The organism is Methylorubrum thiocyanatum (genome assembly GCA_014138645.1).
GTDB lineage: Bacteria > Pseudomonadota > Alphaproteobacteria > Rhizobiales > Beijerinckiaceae > Methylobacterium > Methylobacterium thiocyanatum.
The window spans coordinates 302,241-323,601 of record JACJIB010000002.1 but is presented as its reverse complement, the minus strand read 5'-3'; the positions used below and the strand labels follow the sequence as shown (position 1 = coordinate 323,601).

Below are 21,361 nucleotides of genomic sequence, written 5' to 3'. Positions count from 1 at the left end.
GCGACGCTTCTGCCCGTCGAGTTGTGGCGGGAATGGGGACGCGGCCGCCCGAGCGTTAACGCACCGTCGCGCGAGATCGGTTAGAACGCGGCCCATGCCGCGCACGCAAGCTTCCGCCGCCGTCGAATCCTTGAGCGAGGACGCCGCCCAGGCGCGCCACGCCGAGCTGTCCCGGGCGATCGAGCGGGCGAACCACCTCTACTACAATGAGGACGCGCCCGAACTGACGGACGCCGAATACGACGCCCTGCGTCAGGAGCTGGAAGCGATCGAGGCGCGCTTTCCTGCGCTGACCGGCACCACCGAGGCGAGCGCGGGCGTCGGCGCCAAGCCCTCGGAAAAGTTCGCCAAGGTCCGCCATGCGGTGCCGATGCTGTCCCTCGGCAACGCCTTCGCCGACGAGGACGTGGACGAGTTCGTCGCCCGCGTGCGCCGCTTCCTCAACCTGACGGCCGAGGAGCCGGTCGCCTTTACCGCCGAGCCGAAGATCGACGGGCTCTCGCTCTCGCTGCGCTACGAGGGCGGCCGGCTCGTCACCGCCGCAACGCGCGGCGACGGCGAGGTCGGCGAGAACGTCACCGCCAACGCTCTGACGGTCGAGGACATCCCGGCGACGCTGTCGGGCAAGGACATTCCCGAGGTGCTGGAGGTGCGCGGCGAGGTCTACCTCTCCCACGAGGATTTCGCGGGCATCAATGCGCGCCAGGAGGCGGCGGGCAAGCCGCTCTTCGCCAACCCGCGCAACGCGGCGGCCGGGTCGCTGCGCCAGCTCGATCCGGCGATCACCGCCTCGCGGCCCTTGCGCTTCTTCGCCTATGCCTGGGGCGAGGTCTCCGAGCCCTTCACCGACACGCAAACGGCGGTGCTGGAGCGGTTCCGCGGCTGGCGCCTGCCGGTCAATCCGCGGACCAAGCTGTGCCGCTCGGCGGAAGAGATGATCGCGCATTACCGCACCATCGAGGCGGAGCGAGCCGGCCTCGGCTACGACATCGACGGCGTCGTCTACAAGGTCGACGACCTCGGCTTCCAGCGCCGGCTCGGCTTCGTCAGCCGGGCACCGCGCTGGGCGCTGGCGCACAAGTTCGCGGCGCAGGAGGCGATCACCGAACTCCTCGCCATCGACATCAATGTCGGCCGCACCGGCTCGCTCAATCCGCTGGCCCGCCTCAAGCCCGTCACCGTCGGCGGCGTCGTGGTCTCGAACGCGACGCTGCACAACGAGGGCTACGTCCAGGGCGTCGGCGCCGACGGCGAGCCGATCCGCGAGGGGCGCGACATCCGCGTCGGCGATACGGTGATCGTGGTGCGTGCCGGCGACGTGATCCCCAAGGTGATGGACGTGGTGCTCGACAAGCGCCCGGCCGACGCCGTTCCCTACGTCTTCCCCGAGACCTGCCCGGCCTGCGGCAGCCGGGCGGTCCGCGAACTGAATCCCCGCACGAAGAAACTCGACGCGATCCGCCGCTGCACCGGCGGGCTGATCTGCCCGGCGCAGGGGGTGGAGCGGCTGAAGCACTTCGTCTCGCGCAACGGCTTCGACCTCGAAGGGTTCGGGCAGACCTATATCGAGGTGCTGTTCGAAGCCGGCCTCGTGAAGCAGCCGGCCGACCTGTTCCGGCTTGAATTCGAGCCCTTGAAGGCCGCGATCGTCGCCCGGCGCGAGGCGCTCTCCGCGCAACGTCGCGCCGAGGGCGAGCCGGCGCCGAAGAAGCCGACCAAGAAGAAGGGCGAGGAGGAAGACAAGGCGATCAAGAACCTGCTCGCCTCGCTGGAGGCGCGGCGGAAAATCCCGCTCAACCGCTTCCTGTTCGCGCTCGGCATCCCGCAGATCGGCGAGTCGACCGCCAAGGCTTTGGCCAAGCGCTTCCCCGACATGCCCGCGCTGATGGCAGCCCTTGAGGCGGCAACGCGGGAGCAGGCGGGCCGCGACTGGCTCGAACTCTCGGCACTCCCCCGGATCGGACCCGGCACCCGCGACCGGCTGTTCGAGACCCTCGATCCGTTACCCGGCGAGGCGATGCAGGACCTCAGCCTCGGTGCGCGCCTGCGCGGACGGCTCACGCCCTCCCAACGGGAGGCGGTGCTCGCCCATTACGGCAGCGAGGAAGAGGCCGGCGCAGCCCTCGAACGGGCGGCCTCGCAGCGGCCGGGCGACGCCTACCGGCTGTTCGCCGACGACGGCGAGATCGGCCCGGTGGCGACGGATTCGCTGATCCAGTTCTTCTCCGAGCCGCATAACGACGCGGCGGTGCGGGCACTGCTCGAAGAGGTCGGCACCGAGCCGCTTGCCGCCACGACCTCGGCGGCGGCGTTCGCCGGCAAGACGGTGGTGTTCACCGGCACCCTGGAAAAGATGACCCGCAGCGAGGCCAAGGCCACCGCCGAGCGGCTCGGCGCGAAGGTCTCCGGTTCGGTCTCCGCCAAGACCGATCTCGTGGTCGCCGGGCCCGGCGCCGGCTCGAAGCTCAAGGACGCCGAGCGTCACGGGGTGAAGGTGGTCTCCGAGGACGATTGGCTGGCGATGCTGGCGGAGGCTTAAGGCGGCGGCCTTGGACCAAGCATGACTTTGTCATACACTCCATCGATCGAACGCAAAGCGCAGCCTCTCCCATGCGTAGCAGCAAGCCCGTTACGGTCACTCTCGGCGAGATGCAGGAGCGCGTGGACGCGCGCGTCCGCTCTGGGGCCTATGCCTCGGTCAGCGAGGTCGTCCGCGCCGGATTGCGCGCTCTGGAGCGCGAAGAGGCCGCTATCGAGACCGTCCTGCACCGGAAGGTGCAGGAGGCTCTGGACGATGCGGCCCTCACGCTTCCGGCCGATCAGGTCTTCACGGAACTGCGTGCCCATCACGCCGCTCGGGTGAAGGCCAGCAAGGATGGCGCATGACCTCGTCTTCCATCGTCTTGCAAGGGCGGACTTGTTCGAAATCTACGACTACATCGAGGAACGAAGCGGAGCCGCTCGCGCCGGCGGCTTCCTTGATCGGATCGAGGCGGCGTGTCGTGGGCTGACGGAATTTCCAGGGAAGGGCACGCCGCGCGATGATGTTTCCGCGGGTTTGCGAACCTGGGCGCTGGAGCGCCGGGTCCTGATCGCCTACCGCATGACACCGGGGCATATCGAGATCTTGCGAGTCCTCTATGCCGGGCGGGACTTCCGTGCCGATGAGATACCGCATTGAGCACGGCTGACGCCTCGTTACCGCGACCCTCGTCCCTCATGACAAGAATCGCCGTGGCGAGCCTTGACCCCGTGCCCCCCTGGGCGCAAGCGGGGCGCCGGATCAGCCGGCCGGGCGGCCGCTCCGTCGTCAGACGGGGAGGAAAGTCCGGGCTCCATGGAGAGGCGGTGCCGGATAACCTCCGGCGGGGGCGACCCCAGGGACAGTGCCACAGAAAGCAGACCGCCCCGCCAAGGCTCGTCCTTCGCGGGGTCAGGGTGAAAGGGTGCGGTAAGAGCGCACCGCGGACGCGGCAACGCGGACGGCACGGCAAACCCCACCGGGAGCAAAACCGAATAGGGGCGACACGCCTTCTCCGCGAGGGGAAGGCAGGCCCGCTCTCCAGGCTCGTCGCCCGGGTTGGTTGCTCGAGGCGGCCGGCAACGGCCGTCCCAGAGGAATGGCTGCCACGTCCGTGGGCTTGCCCACGGGCCCTACAGAACCCGGCTTACAGGCCGGCTGATCCACCCGGCACGCGCGAAGAGTGCTTTCCATTTCGGCGTAGCGAAGTGCTTCGCGCAATTCACGCGATGCGCCGCCCTGGAGCGGGCGCAGGGGCATGAGTTGCCGGCGGCCCCCTTGGTAAACCTCAAGAAACCCTTCGGTCCATTGACGCTCGGTTAACCTTGATGCGGTCAGATCAGAGCAGCCTGCACGGTCAAGCTCGTTGACGCGTTTCGAGGGCCCATGTTACCCCGAGCCATCCCGTTGACGCCCTATTCTGGATCGGCCAACACTCGCTCAGGTTGCCTCGCGGGGCTGCGCGCGCATGGCCGGAGCCGCTTGCGGATCGGCGTCGCCACATCCGACCGGGTCGCCCTCCGGTCCGTCCATTCAGCAGGCCCTCATGACTCGTCCCTCGCCGGATGGCGCCCGAGCTTTCTCCGGATTCCGCGAGAGCGGCGCGGGGCAGCGCCGATGAGCCGGGCGCCGCGGACGGCGAAGGGCGAGACGGCCAGGTCCGAGCCCGCCCGCCACGTTCCCGTTCTTCTCGCCGAGGTTCTCGCCGCACTAGCCCTCGACCGGCCGGGACTGGCCGTGGACGGCACCTTCGGTGCCGGCGGCTACACCCGCGCGCTGCTCGAATCCGGGCCGGACATGCGCGTCATCGCCATCGACCGCGACCCCACCGCGATCCGGGCCGGCGCGGATCTGGTCGAGGGCGCAGGGGGCCGCCTGCGGCTGGTGCAGGGCCGCTTCGGCGATCTCGACACGTTGCTCGCCGACCAGGGCGAGGCGCAGGCCGACTGGGTCGTCCTCGATATCGGCGTCTCCTCGATGCAGCTCGACGAGGCGCATCGCGGCTTTTCGTTCCGGCAGGACGGGCCGCTCGACATGCGGATGGGCGGCGAAGGGCCGTCCGCGGCCGACCTCGTGAACGGCGAGGAGGAGAGCACGCTCGCCGACATCCTCTACCATTTCGGCGAGGAGCGCCGCTCGCGAGCGGTGGCCCGGGCGATCGTCGAGGCGCGCCGCCGCGCCCCGATCGCGACGACGGCACAGCTCGCCGGCCTCATCGCCGGCGTCGTGCGGCCCGAGCCCGGCAGCCCGATCCACCCGGCGACCCGCAGCTTCCAGGGCCTGCGGATCGCGGTGAACGACGAACTCGGCGAATTGGTGCGCGGCCTGCACGCCGCCGAGCGGGTGCTCAAGCCCGGGGGCCGGCTCGCGGTGGTGACGTTCCACTCGCTGGAAGACCGCATCGTCAAACAATTCTTCTCCGCCCGCAGCGGCCGGGCGGCGCAGGCCTCCCGCCACCTGCCGGGCGTCGAGCGGCCGGCGCCCAAGAGCTTCCGGCTCGTGACCAAGGGGCCCGTCCTGCCCTCCGAGGCGGAGACGGAGGTGAACCCGCGGGCCCGCTCGGCCAAGCTGCGCGCCGGAGAGCGGACGGACGGGCCGGCGCCGCCGCCTCTGAGCGCCATCGAGACGCTGGCGAGCCTGCCGGCACCGCAGGGACGGGGGACGCGGCGGTGATCCGGCTTCTCAACGTGCTGGCGATCGTCGGCCTGATCGGCTCGGCGGTCTACGCCTACTCGACCAAATACGACACGCTCTACCAAGCGGGTCAGGTCTCCAAGCTGAAGACCGCCCTGCACAAGGAGCGGCAGGCCATCGCGGTGCTGCGCGCCGAGTGGCAGCTCCTGACCCGGCCCGACCGGCTCCAGGCGGCGGTCGAGCGGCATCTCACCCTCGAGCCCATCGGCGACGGGCATCTCGCCCGGCTCTCCGACCTGCCGAACCGTCCGGACCGCGGCGACGAGATCGGCCGCCTGCTGGCTTCCACGGCGACGCCGACCGCGACGCCGAAGGACAAGCCGGCGAGTGCCCGCGACGAGCCGCGCACCACGGGCTCCGTCACCACCCGCACCGTCTCCACCCGCCCGCCGGCGGTTTCGAGGTAGCGTCCCCGTGTCCCAAGATTCGTCGCACGATCCTCGGCAAGATCCTTTGCAAGATCTCTCGTACGATCCCGCGCAGGAGGGTTCGGACGTGCCCGCGGCCGACATGGCCGTCCCGGCGCCGGATCCGGTTCCGGAGCGCGTGGTGACGAGCGAGCCGCCGGCCTCGGCGCTGATGCGGCTCGCCCGGATGATGTTCCGCCTCGCGATCGAGCGCTCGCACGCCCGCGTGGCCCTGGTCGGCCTCGCCTTCGCGGCGGTGTTCGCCACGATCGGCGTCCGGCTGATCGTGATGGCCGCGACCCCGGCGAGCAACAGCGACGAGCACCGGGTGGCAGCCGCCGCCACCACCACGATCCGCCCCGACATCATCGACCGCAACGGCGAGATCCTGGCGACCGACATCCGCACCGTGTCGGTCTTCGCCGAGCCGAAGCGGATGGCCCGCACCTTCGACACCGACGAGGCGGTCGAGCTGCTCACCGCGGTGCTGCCCGAGCTGAACGCGGCGGAGCTGCGCGCCAAGCTGTCCTCGAAGAAGGGCTTCGTCTGGATCAAGCGCGAGATCACGCCGAAGCAGCAGCTCGAAGTCCACCGCCTCGGTATCCCCGGCGTCGGCTTCCTGCCCGACCACAAGCGCGTCTATCCGAACGGCGTCGCAGCCGCGCACATCATCGGCGCGACCAATCTCGACAATATCGGCATCGCGGGCATCGAGAAGTACATCGACAACCGCGGCAACAAGGCGCTCAACGAGTTCGGGCTCGTGGCCAAGCAGACCGACCTGTCGCCGGTCCAGCTCTCCCTCGACCTGCGCGCCCAGTTCGCCGTGCGCGACGAGCTCGTGAAGGGGGTGGAGAAGTTCAAGGCGAAGGCCGGCGCGTCGATGATCCTCGACGTGACCACCGGCGAGGTCGTGGCCCTCGCCTCCTATCCGGATTTCGACCCCAACGAGCCGAAGGATGCGCTGTCCGACGACCGCATCAACCGGATGAATGTCGGCGTCTACGAGATGGGCTCGACCTTCAAGGCGATGACCCTCGCCATGGCGCTCGATTCCGGCAAGTACAACGTCAACTCGACCTTCGACACCCGCGGCGGCGTGCTGCACTGGGGCCGGCAGAAGATCCACGACTACCACGCCACCGGCCGCGTGCTGACCATGCCGGAGGTGTTCACCCACTCCTCCAACATCGGCTCGGCCAAGATGGCGCTCGGCGTCGGCGTGCCCGGCCATCGCGCCTTCCTCAAGAAGATGGGCCTGCTCGATCGGATGCGGACCGAGCTGCCGGAATCGGCCGCGCCGATCCTTCCGCCGCGCTGGGCCGAGATCAACACCATCACCATCGCCTTCGGCCACGGCATCGCGGTGGCGCCGATCCAGGCGGCGGCGGCGGTCGCGGCGATCATCAACGGCGGCGACCTGATGACGCCGACCTTCCTCAAGAGCGACGAGGCGACTGCGCGGGCCAAGGCCAGCCACGTGCTGAAGCCGGAAGCCAGCGAGGCGATGCGCTTCATCATGCGCCTCAACGCCACCGAGGGCTCGGCCAAGAAGGCGTCGATCCCGCTCTACTACGTCGGCGGCAAGACCGGCACGGCGGAGAAGGTCATCAACGGGCGCTACGCCAAGAACCGCCTGTTCACGACCTTCATGGCGGCCGCCCCGATGGACAAGCCGAAATACCTGTTCCTGACGATCATGGACGAGCCGCAGGGCCTGCCCGAGACCGGCGGTTACGCCACCGCGGCCTACAATTCCGGCACGGTGACGGGCAAGATCATCGAGCGGGCCGCACCGATCCTCGGTCTGGCGCCCCGCTTCGACCCGCCGGCCAAGCCGTTCCCGCTGATGGTCAAGCTCGGCGCCTACCACGCGACCATGGTGGACGGGCAGTGACGATGGCCTGTAGGCGGTCGGCCTGACCCGCACGGACTCTTCCGAGGATCCTTCCCGATGAGCCAGCCGACGCTTGCTGACCTGTTCCCGGAGGCGGACGCGGCGATTGCCGCCCGCCCCGTCGCCGGCCTCACCGCCGACAGCCGCCGGGTCGTACCCGGCGGCGTGTTCGTGGCCGTGCCCGGCACCGCCGCCGACGGCCGGCTCTTCGCCGCTGCGGCAGCCCGGGCCGGCGCGGTCGCCGTGGCCGGGGAGGGGACGCGGCCGACGGACCTGCCCGAGGCGACGGCCTGGATCGAGGTGGCGGAAGCCCGTCGCGCCCTGGCGCTCGCCGCCGCCCGCCTGTCCGGACGCCAGCCGGAGACGGTGGTGGCGGTGACCGGCACCAGCGGCAAGAGTTCGGTCGCCGACTTCGTGCGCCAGATCCTGTCGCGGCTCGGCCGGGAATCGGCGAGCCTCGGCACGGTCGGCATCGTCACCAACCGGGGCGCGGAATACGGCTCGCTGACGACGCCCGATCCCGTCACGCTGCACCAGACCCTGGCACGGCTGGCGGGGGAGGGGATCACCGATCTGGCCATGGAGGCCTCCTCCCACGGCATCGAGCAGCGCCGCCTCGACGGGGTGGCGCTGACGGCCGCCGCCTTCACCAATCTCGGCCGCGATCACCTCGACTACCATCCGACCGTCGAGGACTATCTGGAAGCCAAGCTCCGGCTGTTCACGACGCTGCTGCCGAAGGGCCGCCCGGCCATCGTCAACGCCGACGGCGCCTATGCCGAACGCGTCATCGGCGTCGCCGATTCCGCCGGACACACAGTTCTGACCACGGGGCGCAGCGGCGACTTCATCCGCCTGATCGAGTCGGGGACGGTCGGATTTTCCCAATCGCTGACGCTCGCCCATGACGGCCGGGAGTACCGCGTGCGCCTGCCGCTGGTGGGCGGATTCCAGGTCGAGAACGCCTTGGTCGCCGCAGGCCTCGCCCTGTCGACGCCGGCGGGCGCGGCCGATCCGGCGGGTGTCTTCGCGGCCCTCGAAGGGCTGACCGGCGTGCCGGGCCGCATGGAGCGGATCGGCGAGGCGAACGGGGGTCTGTGCCTCGTCGATTACGCCCATAAGCCGGAGGCGCTGGAACACGTTCTGACGGCGCTCCGCCCCTTTGCCAGCGGACAGCTCGTCGTGGTGTTCGGCTGCGGCGGCAACCGCGATGCCGGCAAGCGGCCGATCATGGGTGCCATCGCCGAGCGCCTCGCCGATCGGGTGATCGTCACCGACGACAACCCCCGCAACGAGGAGCCCGCCGCGATCCGCGCCGCGATCCTCGCCGCGGCACCGGGAGCGGAGGAGATCGGTGACCGGGCGGAGGCGATCCGCGCAGGCGTGCGCGGCTTGAGAGCCGGCGATGTGCTGGTGGTGGCCGGCAAAGGTCATGAAACCGGCCAGATCGTCGGGTCACGCGTGCTCCCGTTCTCGGATCACGACACCCTGCGCGCCGCGATCGCGGAGTTGAACAAATGAGCGACGCCCCCCTCTGGACGCCGGCTGCCCTGGAGTCCGCCACCGGCGGGCGCCTGATCGGCGCGCCCCGCGCCGTCACCGGTGCGTCGATCGACACCCGCAGCCTGGAGCCCGGCGACCTGTTCTTCGCCATCCGCGGCGAAGCGCGGGACGGGCACGACTTCGTGCGCGCCGCCTTGGAGAAGGGCGCCGGCGCGGCGGTGGTCGCGGCCGCGCGTGCGAATGAGTTCGAGGGCGTCGGCCCGGTGCTGGCGGTGCCGGGGGAGGGCGAGGATCCGGCTCTAGAGGCGATGCGCCGCCTCGGGCTCGCCGCCCGCGCCCGCACCGGGGCCGCCATCGTCGCGGTCACGGGTTCGGTCGGCAAAACCGGCACCAAGGAGGCCCTGCGCCATGTGCTCTCGGCGCAAGGCGCCACCCACGCCTCGGTCGCCTCCTACAACAACCACTGGGGCGTGCCGCTGACGCTGGCGCGGATGGCGGAACAGACCCGCTTCGGCGTGTTCGAGATCGGCATGAACCACGGCGCCGAGATCCTGCCGCTCACCGCGATGGTGCGGCCGGACGTGGCGCTGATCACCACGGTCGAGCCGGTCCATATCGAGCATTTCCGCTCGCTCTCGGCCATCGCCGACGCCAAGGGCGAGATCTTTTCCGGGCTCAAGCCCGGCGGCGTCGCGGTGATCAACCGCGACAACGCAAATTACGAGCGGCTGCTCGCCCACGCCCACGCCTCGCGGGCCGGACGCGTCATCACCTTCGGCGAGCATGCGGCGGCGGATGTGCGGGCGAACCGGATCCTGACCCGGCCCGACGTCTCGGTGGTCGATGCCAGCGTGATGGGCGTGCCCTTGACCTATCAGCTCGGCACGCCGGGCCGGCACGTGGCGATGAACTCGCTCGGCGTGCTCGCCTGCATCCACGCGCTCGGCGCCGATCTCGCCCGCGCCGCCCTGTCGCTCGCGGCGCTGAAGCCGCCGGTCGGGCGCGGCGAGCGCACCGCCCTGCGGGTCGGAGACGGCGAAGCCTTCCTGATCGACGAGAGCTACAACGCCAACCCCGCCTCGATCCGCGCCGCCCTGGCGACGCTTGCCGGCATCGAGACCGGCGCCAAGGGCCGGCGCATCGCCGTGCTCGGCGACATGAAGGAGCTCGGCGCGGCCGGCGAGACGCTCCACCGCGAACTGGCGGACGCGGTCGCCGGCCACGGCATCGACCTCGTCTTCGCCGTCGGCCCGCTGATGGCGCACCTGTTCGAGGCCCTGCCGATGGCGGTGCGGGGCACGGCCGCGCCGAGCGCGGAGGGCGTCACCGACGCCGTTCTCGCGACCCTGCGGCCAGGCGATGCGGTGATGGTCAAAGGCTCCAACTCCATGCGCATGGTCCGCATTGTCGAAGCGGTCAAAGACCGCTACGCGGTCGCGCCGGACCCGCGCGAAGCCTCGCTGAACGCGGTCCGCTGATCTGGTCTCACCGGCCGGGCCCTGGCGCCCGGCCCTTCCTGCCGGCCGCGTCCCAGACGCGACGCCGGGCACGCCGAACAACGACCTGCCGCGGGCGGACGAACGCATGCTCTTCTTGCTGTCGGAACTGAGCGGCACGCTCACGCCCCTCAACGTGTTCCGCTACATCACCTTCCGCACCGGCGGCGCGCTGTTCACGGCGGGCTTCTTCGTGTTCTGGTTCGGGCCCTGGATCATCTCGCTGCTGCGCCTGCGTCAGGGCAAGGGCCAGCCGATCCGCGAGGACGGCCCGGCCACCCACCTGACCAAGCGCGGCACGCCCACCATGGGCGGCCTGATGATCCTGGCCGGCGCCGTGGTCTCGATCCTGCTCTGGACCAACCCGCGCAACCACTACGTCTGGGTGACGCTGGCCGTGACCCTCGGCTTCGGCGCGATCGGCTTCTACGACGATTACCTCAAGGTGACGAAGCAGTCGCACAAGGGCTTTTCCGGCCGCTTCCGACTGTTGCTCGAATTCGCGATCGCGGGCGCCGCCTGCCTGCTGATCTCGATCTACTCGCCAGCCGGTCTACAGAATCAGCTCGCCTTCCCCGTCTTCAAGGACGCGCTGCTGAACCTCGGCTGGTTCTGGGTGCCGTTCGCCGCCTTCGTGATCGTCGGCGCGGGCAACGCGGTCAACATCACCGACGGCCTCGACGGCCTCGCCATCGTCCCGGTGATGATCGCCTGCGGCACCTTCGGCGTCATCGCCTACCTCGTCGGCAACTCCTTCACCGCCGGCTACCTGCAGGTGAACTACGTCCGCGACACCGGCGAACTCGCCGTGGTCTGCGGCGCGGTGATCGGGGCGGGGCTCGGCTTCCTCTGGTTCAACGCACCGCCCGCGCAGATCTTCATGGGCGATACCGGTTCGCTGGCGCTCGGCGGCCTGCTCGGCGCCATCGCGGTGGCGGCCAAGCACGAGATCGTGCTCGCCATCGTCGGCGGCCTCTTCGTGCTGGAGATCATGTCGGTGATCATCCAGGTCGCCTCGTTCAAGCTCACGGGCAAGCGCGTCTTCCGCATGGCGCCGATCCACCACCATTTCGAGCAGAAGGGCTGGAAGGAGCCGCAGGTCGTGATCCGCTTCTGGATCATCGCCGTGATCCTGGCACTGGTCGGGCTCGCCACGCTGAAGCTGCGCTGAGCGGCGGGGCACGAGAGACAGGAACCATGACGCCAGCCACCACCTTCGCCGGCCAGAAACTCGCCCTGTTCGGCCTCGGCGGGTCCGGGCTCGCCACCGTTCGCTCGCTGCTCGCGGGCGGCGCCGACGTGCTGGCCTGGGACGACAATGCCGGCAGCCGCGACCGCGCCCGCGAGCAGGGCATCACCGTCACCGACCTCAACGACGCCGACTGGTCGGGCTTCTCCGCCCTGGTTCTGGCGCCGGGCGTGCCGCTGACCCATCCCGAGCCGCACTGGACCGTCGGGTTGGCGCAACAGGCCGGCATCCCGATCATCGGCGACATCGAGATCTTCTGCCGCGAGCGCGCGGCGCTCGCGCCCAAGGCGCCGTTCGTGGCGATCACCGGCACCAACGGAAAATCCACCACCACTGCACTGACCGCCCACCTGCTGCGCCATGCCGGCCGCGACGTGCAGATGGGCGGCAATATCGGCACCGCCGTCCTATCGCTGGCGCCGCCCGCGGAAAATCGCGTCCACGTGGTCGAGTTGTCCTCGTTCCAGATCGACCTGACGCCCTCGCTCAACCCCAGCGTCGGCATCCTGCTCAACCTGACGCCGGACCACCTCGACCGCCACGGCACCATGGAGAACTACGCCGCGATCAAGGAGCGGCTGGTGGCCGGCTCCGACCTCGCGGTGATCGGCGTCGACGACGCCTATTGCGCGGCCATCGCCGGGCGCCGTAGGGGGGAACGCATCCGCCTCCATGTCGAGGGCCACGGCGACGCGGCGGGCGACTACGTCTGCAGTGCCGGCGCCGTGCGCGGCCCCGACGGCGCCGTGATCGCCGAGATCTCCGGCATCCAATCCCTGCTCGGCGACCACAACCTTCAGAACGCCGCGGCGGCGGTCGCCGCCGCGCTCCGGCTCGGCCTCTCCGGCGCTGAGATCGCCGCCGGCCTCAAGAGCTTCCCGGGGCTCGCCCACCGGATGGAGCCCCTGCGCCGGATCGGCCCGACGCTGTTCGTCAACGATTCCAAGGCGACCAACGCCGATTCCACCGAGAAGGCGCTGCTCGCCTTCCGCGACATCCACTGGATCGTCGGCGGCAAGGCGAAGGAGGGCGGCATCGAGCCGCTCGCCCCGCTCTTCGACCGGGTGGCGCACGCCTACCTCATCGGCGCGTCGAGCGACGCCTTCGCCGCGACGCTGGACGGGCGCCTGCCCTTCACCCGCTGCGACACGCTGGAAGCCGCCACCGCCGCCGCCGCGCAGGCCGCCCGCGCCTCTGCTACGGACGCGCCCGTCGTGCTGCTCTCGCCGGCTTGCGCCTCCTACGATCAGTTCCCGAACTTCGAGGTCCGCGGGGACCGCTTTCGGGCTCTGGTCGCCGCCCTGCCGGAGGCCTGAGGGAAGCCCGCTCAGGCGCTCTTGCCGAGGGGCCGCGGATGCGGGGCCGGCTCGGCGGCCTTGGCCTCGGGCGGCGTCTCGCGTCCCTTGCCGACCGTGCGGCGGGCGCGGAAGACGGGACGGGCCTCCGCCTCCTTCCGCTTGAGCATGGTGCGGAACTCGTCACGCCGGTCGTGGATCGAGGCGATGACGTGGCCCATCGGCACGCCGACATCGACGAGCACCGCTTCCGAGAGCTGGAGCGAGGCCTCGATCGTCTCGGGCACCGCGTCGTCCACGCCCATCTCGTAGAGCTGCGTCGCGTGGCGCGCGTCGCGGGCGCGGGCGACGATGGTGAGGTCGCGCCGCTCGGCACGGGCAGCCTGCACCACCGCCTCCACGGCGCGGGAATTGTCGAGGGTCACGACGAGGGCGCGGGCGGTGGCGACGCCACAGCGCAGCAGCATCTCCGCATTGGCCGAATCGCCGAAATAGACCGGGCTGCCCAAACGCCGCTGCTCGGCGACCCGCGCCGGATCGGAATCGAGGGCGATGTAGGGGATGTCGTGGCGCTTGAGCATCTCGCCGACGAGCCGCCCGACCCGGCCGTAGCCGGCGATGATGACCCGGTTCTCCTGCGGGTCCGGCTCCGGCAGCGGCTCGGCCCGCTCACGGGCGAGTTGCTCCCGCGAGACGCGACCGCCAATCCGGCGGGCGAGCGCCGCGAGGCCGGGGATCGCGATCATGGTCACCGTCGTGACGATGAGGGCCGCACCGCCCACCGGCTCCGGGACCAGCCCGGTCGCCATCGCCCCGCCGATCAGCACGAAGGCGAACTCGCCGCCGGGGCCGATCAGCAGCGCCGTCTCCAGGGCGACCGATTGGGACAGCTTCATGATGCGGGCGCCGGCCAGCACCACCGCGCCCTTGATGATGAGGAGGCCGACCGACAGGCCGAGGATCGCGCCGGGCGCGGAGACGAGCTGGGCCGGGTCGAGATTCATGCCGACCGAGACGAAGAACACCCCGAGCAGCAGCCCCTTGAACGGGTCGATGGTCGCCTCGATCGCCCGGCGATACTCGGTCTCGGCCAGCAGCAGGCCGGCGACGAAGGCGCCCAGCGTCATCGACAGGCCGCTGCCGGCCGCGACCAGGGCGGTCGCGACAATCACGAGCAGGCAGGCCGCCATGAACAGTTCGGGCGAGCGGGTGCGGGCCACGAGGTGGAACAGCGGACGCAGGGCCACGCGGCCGGCCACGACGATCACCGCAAGGGCGACCGCCGCCTGACCGAGCGCCAGGGCCAGCGCGCCGCCGAGATCCCCGCCATCCTTTCGGCCGAGCACGGCGATGGCGAACAGGATCGGTGCGACGGCGAGATCCTGAAACAGCAGGATCGCGAAACTGGTGCGCCCGGCCGGCGTGCCGAGCCGCTTCTGCTCGGCGAGCACCGGCAGCACCACGGCGGTGGAGGAGAGTGCAAGCGCCAGACCCACCAGCACCGCCCCGGCCACGGGCTGGTCCAGGGCGACGAGGATCGCGGCGATCAGGGCGGCGGAGGCGATCACCTGGATCGCACCGAGGCCGAAGACGAGCCGGCGCAGCACCCGCAGGCGCTCCCAGGACAGCTCGATCCCGATCATGAACATCAGGAAGATGACGCCGAATTCGGCGAGATGCGCGATCTCCGCCCGATTGCCGATGGTGAAGGGGGCAAGCCACGGATACGTCTCGGCGAAGCGCCCGAGGCCGAAGGGGCCGAGCAGGGCGCCCGCACCGATGAAGCCGAGCACCGGGCTGACCCGCAGGCGGTGGAACAGCGGCACGACGATGCCGGCCGTGACGAGAAACAGGATCGCCTCCCGGTAGCCGCCCGCATGCGCGCCCGCTTCCGCGGCGATCTGGGTTCCGGCCTGCACGGGGTCGGTCATCGGGCTGATACGCTGACGCCTGAAGGGAAGGAGAGGGGCGGCCCGGCTCCTTGCAGCATCGATGCCGATCGATGACGCGGGAGGGATCCGGCACCATCATGGGCGGCGAGCCGGTGGCGGGGCAACCGTTTTCCGCGCGCGATGCGCCGATTTCGCGCCCTGGTTTCATCCGGGACGGCCGCTCACGCGTGCCATCCACCGCTCATCGCCGCGTCGGCACAACTTCGGCACAATACGCGCTTACGCTCGGGTAACGCGATGTTAGGGGATGGCAGGTCCGCCGGCTCCGCCGGAGGCCCGCAGCAGTCTTAGGCCCATGAATCTCTTCTCCAAGACGCCTCCGAGCCGGGACGTGCAGCGCGAGCGGCGCGATTGGGTGCTCGACCAGCAGCGCTGGAAGCATCAGCGCGACATCGAACGCGGCTACCGCATCAAGTGGGGCTACGTCGCCATCGCCTATCTCGTGGAGTTCATGGTGATCGGCGCCTCGCTCGCCGGGGCATGGCTGTTCGCGGGCTATTACAGCGACGGCGACGACCGCGCCTTCTACTTCATGCTGCTGGCGCCGCTGGTCTACGCCGCGGTGGAGCTGTGCCGGGTGCCGCTCGGCATCCTGGCGCGCACGCAGCGCTCGTGGTTCGTGAAGGGGCTGGCGATCATCGGCATCGTGTTCGCCGCGGGCGTGACCACCAAGTCGGTGTCGCAGCTCGGCGAGATGATGTTCCATCCCCGCCTGATGGACGCGGCCAAGGCCAAGACCGCCCTCAAGGACGCGCAGGCCGACCGCGACAGCATCGACACCCGCATCGCCGCGGCCAATGCCCGGGTCGAGCAGTACACGAACGAGCTGGAGCAGATCGAGAAGCGCTCGGCGGAGAACGCCTCGCAGCTCGCCGGTCTGCCGGCGCAGCGCTGCGAGCGGGTCTACGGCACCAACAGCCGCGGTATGCGCTACTCGAATCTCAAATGCGTCACCGACCCGCGCACCGCGACCCTCAACGCCGCGGTGGCCAAGGCGGGCACTGACCGCAGCGCCATCGTCAAGGAGCTGGAGGAGGCGCGCAAGGCGCGCGGACTCCTCGACCGGGGCGCCGCCGACCGCAAGGTCGCCGATGCCGAGCAGGCCTACCGCAATTCGGTCAACCGCTCGCAGCTCCACTCCTTCACCGCGATGGTCTACGGCGTCGATCCGATCGACGTGACCGACGCGCAGGTCCACGCCTTCCTGCGCATCTTCGTGTTCGTGCCCGCGCTCTGCGCCGCCTTCGCCTCGACGATCCTGGCGCTGTCGGCGGTCTCGGTTCGCAAGACCTTCATGGACGAGGACGACCTCGGCGCCGCCGTGGACCCGGAAGCCACGCCCTACCTGCTCGCCTCGATCGCCGACGGCGTGCGCCAGGAGATGGCGCTGGCCCAGCCGAGGCCGGTGACGCGGGACGCCTCGGTGATCCCGCTGGAACGGCGCACGGCCCCCGTCGTGCCGCCGCCCCCGCCGCCCGCCAACACCTCCGGCAACGCCCCGACCGGCGTCACCGCGTAAGATCCTGAGGCAAGCGCCCGGCCATGAGCATCCATACCGAGGGGACGCACGAGAACATCGTGCTGGCGCAGCACGTCAACGGCCGCCTGCGGGCCGAGGCGCGGATGCACTTCGCCCGCGCCTTCCTGTTGCGCGCCGTCGGGGCAGGGGCCTTCTCGGCGCTGGCCGGGATCGGCATCGGCGCGGCCTGCTACGGCTACGCCTATATGAACCAGTTCGACTCGGCGGCGGAGAAGATTGCCAGCGCCATGCAGACGGCGCTCGCCGACGTGACGCTCAAGACCAAGGGCGAGGTGACGCTGACCGATAACACCCTGAAGCTCGAAGGCCTGCCGGCGCAGAAGGCCAACGCCGTGCCCACCCCGACCAAGGCCCAGCTCGGCGCCGACGCCGCCCCGGCCTCGCAGGCGCCGGTGAACACGACGTTCACCGTGTTCAAGCAGGTGCCCTATCTCGACGGGCAGATCGTCACCGGCTGGAACTTCAAGGCCAACGAGGAGCGGCCGTTCCAGCAATATTGCTACTTCTCCCGCCGCTCGAACGAGTCGAAGGGGCAGGTCGAGATCAAGATCGATCTCGCCATGGACGGCAAGACCCTGCCGCAGCCGCAGAAGTCGGACGTCAATCTCGGGATCCTGGCCACCAACTGCGTCTGGCACGACGGCAAGACGCTTTAAGCGGAGAGCAGCGGGGCCGGCGCGCGGACCGGTTGCCGAGCCGCTTCGCACCGGGTTACTGCGGGTCGATCCCCTTCCCCGACGCGAGGCCCCATGCGCTTCACCGGAACCGAGTCCTACGTCGCGCCGCCCGACCTCACCACGGCGGTCAACGCGGCGATCGTGCTGGAGCGCCCGCTGCTGGTGAAGGGCGAGCCCGGCACCGGCAAGACGGTGCTGGCGGAAGAGATCGCCCGAGGCTTGAGCGCGCCGCTGCTGACGTGGAACATCAAGTCCACCACCAAGGCGCAGCAGGGCCTCTACGAATACGACGCGGTCTCGCGGCTGCGCGACTCGCAGCTCGGCGACCCGCGGGTGTCGGACATCGCCAACTACATCCGCCGCGGCAAGCTGTGGGAGGCGTTCACGGCGCCGCAGCGGCCGGTGCTGCTGATCGACGAGATCGACAAGGCCGATATCGAGTTCCCCAACGACCTGCTGACCGAACTCGACCGGATGGAGTTCCACGTCTACGAGACCGGGGAGACGGTCCGCGCGGAAAACCGGCCGATCGTCATCATCACCTCGAACAACGAGAAGGAGCTGCCGGACGCCTTCCTGCGCCGCTGCTTCTTCCACTACATCAAGTTTCCCGACGCCGAGACGCTGAAGGCCATCGTCGAGGTGCATTACCCGGGCATCAAGCACCGCCTCGTCGAGGAGGCTTTGCGGGTGTTCCTCGAGACCCGCGAAGTGCCGGGCCTGAAGAAGAAGCCCTCGACCTCGGAACTGCTCGACTGGCTCAAGCTCCTCGTCTCCGAGGACGTCCAGCCCGAGACCCTGCGCGAGCGTGACGGCCGCAAGCTGATCCCGCCGCTGCACGGCGCGCTGCTCAAGAACGAGCAGGATGTCAGCCTGTTCGAGAAGCTCGCCTTCATGATGCGCCGCGAGGGGCGGGGCGGGTGACGATCGGCTCCGCCGCCCCAGGTAAAGGTCTCCGCCCGACCACCGCGTGATCGCTCATGCAGACCAAGAAACTCGGCCGAACCGGCCTCGACATCTCACCCCTCTGCCTCGGCTGCATGACCTACGGCGTGCCGGAGCGGGGGCCGCATCCGTGGACCCTGCGGGAGGAGGAGAGCCGGCCGCTGATCAAGCGGGCACTCGATCTCGGGATCAACTTCTTCGACACCGCGAACTACTATTCCGACGGCACGTCCGAGGAGATCGTCGGCCGCGCGCTGAAGGACTACGCGGATCGCGACAGCCTCGTGCTGGCCACCAAAGTCTTCTACCCGCTCAAGAGCCAGCCCAATGCCGGCGGCCTCTCGCGCAAGGCGATCTTCTCCGCGATCGACGCCTCGCTGAAGCGGCTCGGCACCGACTATGTCGATCTCTATCAGATCCACCGCTGGGACTACGCCACGCCGATCGAGGTGACGCTGGAGGCGCTGCACGACGTCGTGAAGGCGGGCAAGGCCCGGTATATCGGCGCCTCGTCGATGTTCGCGTGGCAGTTCGCCAAGGCGCTCTACACCGCCGACCTGAACGGCTGGACGCGTTTCGCGACGATGCAGAACCACCTCAACCTGCTCCACCGCGAGGAGGAGCGGGAGATGATCCCGCTCTGCGTCGACCAGAGCATCCCCCTGCTGCCCTGGAGCCCGCTCGCCCGCGGCCGGCTGACCCGCGACTCCGATGCCGGTAGCGCCCGGCAGGAGAGCGATCTGGTGGGAAAGAACCTCTACGACGCCACGGTCGAGGCCGACCGCAAGGTGGTCGAGGCGGTGGCCGAGGTGGCGCGCGCCCGCGGCGTGCCCCGGGCGCAGGTGGCGCTCGCTTGGGTGATCCAGAAGCCGGGCGTCGCCGCACCCATCGTCGGGGCTTCGAAGCCGCAGCATCTCGACGACGCGGCCGCGGCCCTCGCCCTCACGCTGACGCCCGACGAGATCGCTCGGCTCGAAGCGCCCTACGTCCCGCACGCCGTGGCGGGCTTCCAGTGATGCGCCGTCTGCTCCTCCTGCGCCACGCCAAATCCGCCTATCCGCAGGGCGTGTCCGATCACGACCGGCCGCTGAATGATCGCGGCCGCGCGGCCGCCGCGCTGATGGGCGCCTATATCGCCCGCGAAGGGCTGCAGCCCGACCACACCATGGTCTCTCCGGCCCGGCGCACGCAGGAGACCTGGGAGATCGTGCGGGCGGAACTCGCCGACATGCCGATGGAGACGGTGCCCTCGATCTACGAGGCGGCGGCCGCGCGCATCCTCGACGCGATTCGCTCCGCCCCGGCGGAGGCGGCGAGCCTGCTCGTAATCGGCCACAATCCCGGCCTGGGCGATCTCGCCCAGCGGCTCGCGGGGGAGGGGCCGAAGGACCTGATGCGGGATCTGCGCGAGAAATTCCCGACCGCCGCGCTCGCCGTGCTCGAGTTCGATGCCGAGGACTGGGCCGACATCGCCGCCGGCGGTGCGCGTCTCCGACGGTTCGTGCGCCCGCGCCAGCTCGCGGCGGAGATGGAGGACGATTGAGGTTTCGCGGACAACCGCCGAACCCTTCGGCCCCTCGCGCCGTTCCTGATGAGAACGGCCGAGCTGGCATTGCGTAAGGGAAGACCGGCGTGCTCCTCGAAACGCTCCTCGCCCTGACGACGCTGATGCCGCGGATCGAGCCCGCGGTGGACGCCGCGCGGGCCCGTCTGCCGGCGCTTCCCCGCACGGCCGAGGCGGCGCCGACGCCCCCGCCGAGCCTGAGTCTCGTGGCGCGGGCGGTCTCGAACTGGCGGGAACAGGCCGGCGAGAATCTCGCGCCGGGCTCGCTCGCCTTCGTCGTCCGGCACGCGGCGACGGAGCCGGGTTTCGTGGCCCGCTGCGTGCGACTCAACAATTACTGGTGCATCAAGCAGGCGGGCTGGAGCGGCGAACTCGGCGGCGATGCGGAAGGCCATACCGGCTTCGCCACCGCCGCGGATGGGGCGGATGCGGCGGCGCAGCTCTTGCGACGCTACCAGCGCGAATACGGGCGGCGCTCGGCGCTCGCCATCGTCCGCCGCTGGGCGCCCGCCGAATGCGGCGCACCCCGCCCGGTCGCAGCGGCGGCTCCCGTCCACGGGGCGGCGAAGCCACCGGCACGGCGGCCGCAGGCCGCGGTCTCCCAGGACGTCGCGCCGCGGGGCATAGGCGGCACCCTGCGGGCCCGCTTCCTCGCCCGGCACGGCCGGGGCGGGGTGGCGCGGGCCGCGCCAGTCGTGGCGACGGGGCTGCGGGTACAGCCGTGGTCGGCCCGCGCACGGCTCGCCGGGCATCCGGGACGCGCGCCCCGCGCAGCGCCTCCGGTCTCCGTACCGAAGCCCGCCGCCGACATCGCGACGGGCCTCGCCGAAGCGGCGCCCAAGTCGGCGCCCAAGGCGGCCCCTGAGACGGTCCTCAGGACCGCGCTCACGAGCGCCGGGACGGCGACTGCGAAGACTGGGAGCCGGCCGGCCGCTCCGGTCCGCGCCACCGTTTCCGGAGCGGTCAACCCCGCCGCCCTGCTGGCGCCCGACCGGCTGACGGCGGAGGCAGCGGCCCTGCCCTCGATCGCGGCCTCGTTGCCGAAGGGGAGCCTGCTCGATCTCAGCGTGCCGGCGCCCGTCTGCTCCAGCGACGAGACCCGGATCCGCAACTACGCGGCGCGCGTCGCCGGAAGCGTCGGGCTCAAGCCCGATGACGACCTGCGCCTGTTCGGCGACGACGGACGGCCGACCGACCGTCTCCTGCCGGTGATGCTGGCGATGTCCTCGGTCGAACTCGGCACGCTGCACGCATCGAGAGCCCTGGTGCGCGCGGCGATCGAGCGCCTGGAGGCACGCATCGCCGGCACTGCAGCCGCGGAGAAGACGCGCAATTCCGCCCTTTGAAACGACCCGCGCAGCGTCTCGGCGCGCGTCGACGCGATCCGGGAAAAAAGAGGAGAAGCACTACTCCCAAGGAGGCAGATGATCGCCTCCGCCCCGCTGGTATGGTCGCGAAAACGTCTTTCGGCGGCTTGAGGAAACCGGACGAGACACCGGTCGCCACCTCCGGCAGCGCGATGTTTCACCTGCTCATCACTCGAAGGCAGGCGGACCGCATCGGTGTCCCGATCGTCGACAACGCCCGGTTCGATCCCGGCGGCGCGGCGGGACGCGCGTGG

At 70.4% G+C, this 21,361-nt stretch carries 17 protein-coding genes and 1 other RNA gene; 17 read left to right on the top strand and 1 reads right to left on the bottom strand.

Annotated features, from left to right (window positions below; genetic code table 11):
* The first annotated feature begins 94 nt into the window (after nt 1–94).
* The 11 genes from ligA to murD all read left to right on the top strand — a co-directional run bounded on the left by ligA (nt 95) and on the right by murD (nt 13,083).
* Nucleotides 95–2,539, top strand: a complete 2,445-nt coding sequence (gene ligA, locus HNR51_RS05230; RefSeq protein WP_182554202.1) for an NAD-dependent DNA ligase LigA — start codon at nt 95–97, stop codon at nt 2,537–2,539.
* A gap of 71 nt (nt 2,540–2,610) precedes the next feature.
* Nucleotides 2,611–2,886, top strand: coding sequence for a type II toxin-antitoxin system ParD family antitoxin (locus HNR51_RS05225; RefSeq protein ID WP_182554201.1), 276 nt, complete (start codon nt 2,611–2,613; stop codon nt 2,884–2,886).
* The gene (locus HNR51_RS05220) at nt 2,876–3,181 is read left to right on the top strand and encodes a type II toxin-antitoxin system RelE/ParE family toxin (protein WP_182554200.1); all 306 of its coding nucleotides are present in this window, start codon (nt 2,876–2,878) and stop codon (nt 3,179–3,181) included. Before HNR51_RS05225 ends, HNR51_RS05220 begins: the two co-directional genes overlap by 11 nt.
* A 102-nt stretch (nt 3,182–3,283) precedes the next feature.
* Nucleotides 3,284–3,687, top strand: an RNA gene (rnpB, locus tag HNR51_RS05215) — RNase P RNA component class A.
* 451 nt (nt 3,688–4,138) lie between these two features.
* Entirely contained in the window at nt 4,139–5,194 is a 1,056-nt protein-coding gene (rsmH, locus tag HNR51_RS05210) for a 16S rRNA (cytosine(1402)-N(4))-methyltransferase RsmH (RefSeq protein WP_182554199.1), read from the top strand.
* Nucleotides 5,191–5,622 (top strand): cell division protein FtsL, encoded by a 432-nt coding sequence (gene ftsL, locus HNR51_RS05205; RefSeq protein WP_012456869.1) that lies wholly within the window; start codon nt 5,191–5,193, stop codon nt 5,620–5,622. Before rsmH ends, ftsL begins: the two co-directional genes overlap by 4 nt.
* 103 nt (nt 5,623–5,725) lie before the next feature.
* Nucleotides 5,726–7,519, top strand: a complete 1,794-nt coding sequence (locus tag HNR51_RS05200) for a peptidoglycan D,D-transpeptidase FtsI family protein (RefSeq protein WP_182554514.1) — start codon at nt 5,726–5,728, stop codon at nt 7,517–7,519.
* Nucleotides 7,520–7,576: 57 nt separating this feature from the next.
* Nucleotides 7,577–9,040: a UDP-N-acetylmuramoyl-L-alanyl-D-glutamate--2,6-diaminopimelate ligase gene (locus tag HNR51_RS05195; RefSeq protein WP_182554198.1), complete on the top strand. Its 1,464-nt coding sequence runs from the start codon at nt 7,577–7,579 to the stop codon at nt 9,038–9,040.
* Nucleotides 9,037–10,500 (top strand): UDP-N-acetylmuramoylalanyl-D-glutamyl-2,6-diaminopimelate--D-alanyl-D-alanine ligase, encoded by a 1,464-nt coding sequence (locus HNR51_RS05190; protein WP_182554197.1) that lies wholly within the window; start codon nt 9,037–9,039, stop codon nt 10,498–10,500. Before HNR51_RS05195 ends, HNR51_RS05190 begins: the two co-directional genes overlap by 4 nt.
* A gap of 106 nt (nt 10,501–10,606) precedes the next feature.
* The gene (gene mraY, locus HNR51_RS05185) at nt 10,607–11,689 is read left to right on the top strand and encodes a phospho-N-acetylmuramoyl-pentapeptide-transferase (RefSeq protein ID WP_012456865.1); all 1,083 of its coding nucleotides are present in this window, start codon (nt 10,607–10,609) and stop codon (nt 11,687–11,689) included.
* A gap of 26 nt (nt 11,690–11,715) precedes the next feature.
* Nucleotides 11,716–13,083 (top strand): UDP-N-acetylmuramoyl-L-alanine--D-glutamate ligase, encoded by a 1,368-nt coding sequence (murD, locus tag HNR51_RS05180; protein ID WP_182554196.1) that lies wholly within the window; start codon nt 11,716–11,718, stop codon nt 13,081–13,083.
* An 11-nt stretch (nt 13,084–13,094) separates the two neighbouring features.
* Here murD and HNR51_RS05175 read toward each other — a convergent pair whose 3' ends face one another.
* Entirely contained in the window at nt 13,095–14,993 is a 1,899-nt protein-coding gene (locus HNR51_RS05175; RefSeq protein WP_182554195.1) for a cation:proton antiporter domain-containing protein, read from the bottom strand.
* A gap of 316 nt (nt 14,994–15,309) precedes the next feature.
* Between HNR51_RS05175 and HNR51_RS05170 the strand changes: the two genes are divergently transcribed.
* From HNR51_RS05170 to HNR51_RS05145, 6 genes are all read left to right on the top strand, one after another.
* Entirely contained in the window at nt 15,310–16,533 is a 1,224-nt protein-coding gene (locus HNR51_RS05170; protein WP_012456862.1) for a hypothetical protein, read from the top strand.
* 23 nt (nt 16,534–16,556) lie between these two features.
* The gene (locus HNR51_RS05165) at nt 16,557–17,210 is read left to right on the top strand and encodes a glycoside hydrolase family 25 domain-containing protein (protein ID WP_141954325.1); all 654 of its coding nucleotides are present in this window, start codon (nt 16,557–16,559) and stop codon (nt 17,208–17,210) included.
* 93 nt (nt 17,211–17,303) lie between these two features.
* Entirely contained in the window at nt 17,304–18,155 is an 852-nt protein-coding gene (locus HNR51_RS05160) for an AAA family ATPase (protein ID WP_141954323.1), read from the top strand.
* Nucleotides 18,156–18,211: 56 nt separating this feature from the next.
* Entirely contained in the window at nt 18,212–19,192 is a 981-nt protein-coding gene (locus HNR51_RS05155) for an aldo/keto reductase (protein ID WP_182554194.1), read from the top strand.
* Nucleotides 19,192–19,719, top strand: a complete 528-nt coding sequence (locus HNR51_RS05150; RefSeq protein WP_182554193.1) for a SixA phosphatase family protein — start codon at nt 19,192–19,194, stop codon at nt 19,717–19,719. The genes HNR51_RS05155 and HNR51_RS05150 overlap by 1 nt, the downstream gene beginning before the upstream one ends.
* An 89-nt stretch (nt 19,720–19,808) precedes the next feature.
* Complete coding sequence (locus tag HNR51_RS05145; protein WP_182554192.1) at nt 19,809–21,086, top strand: hypothetical protein; 1,278 nt, start codon at nt 19,809–19,811, stop codon at nt 21,084–21,086.
* Nucleotides 21,087–21,361 lie beyond the last annotated feature (275 nt).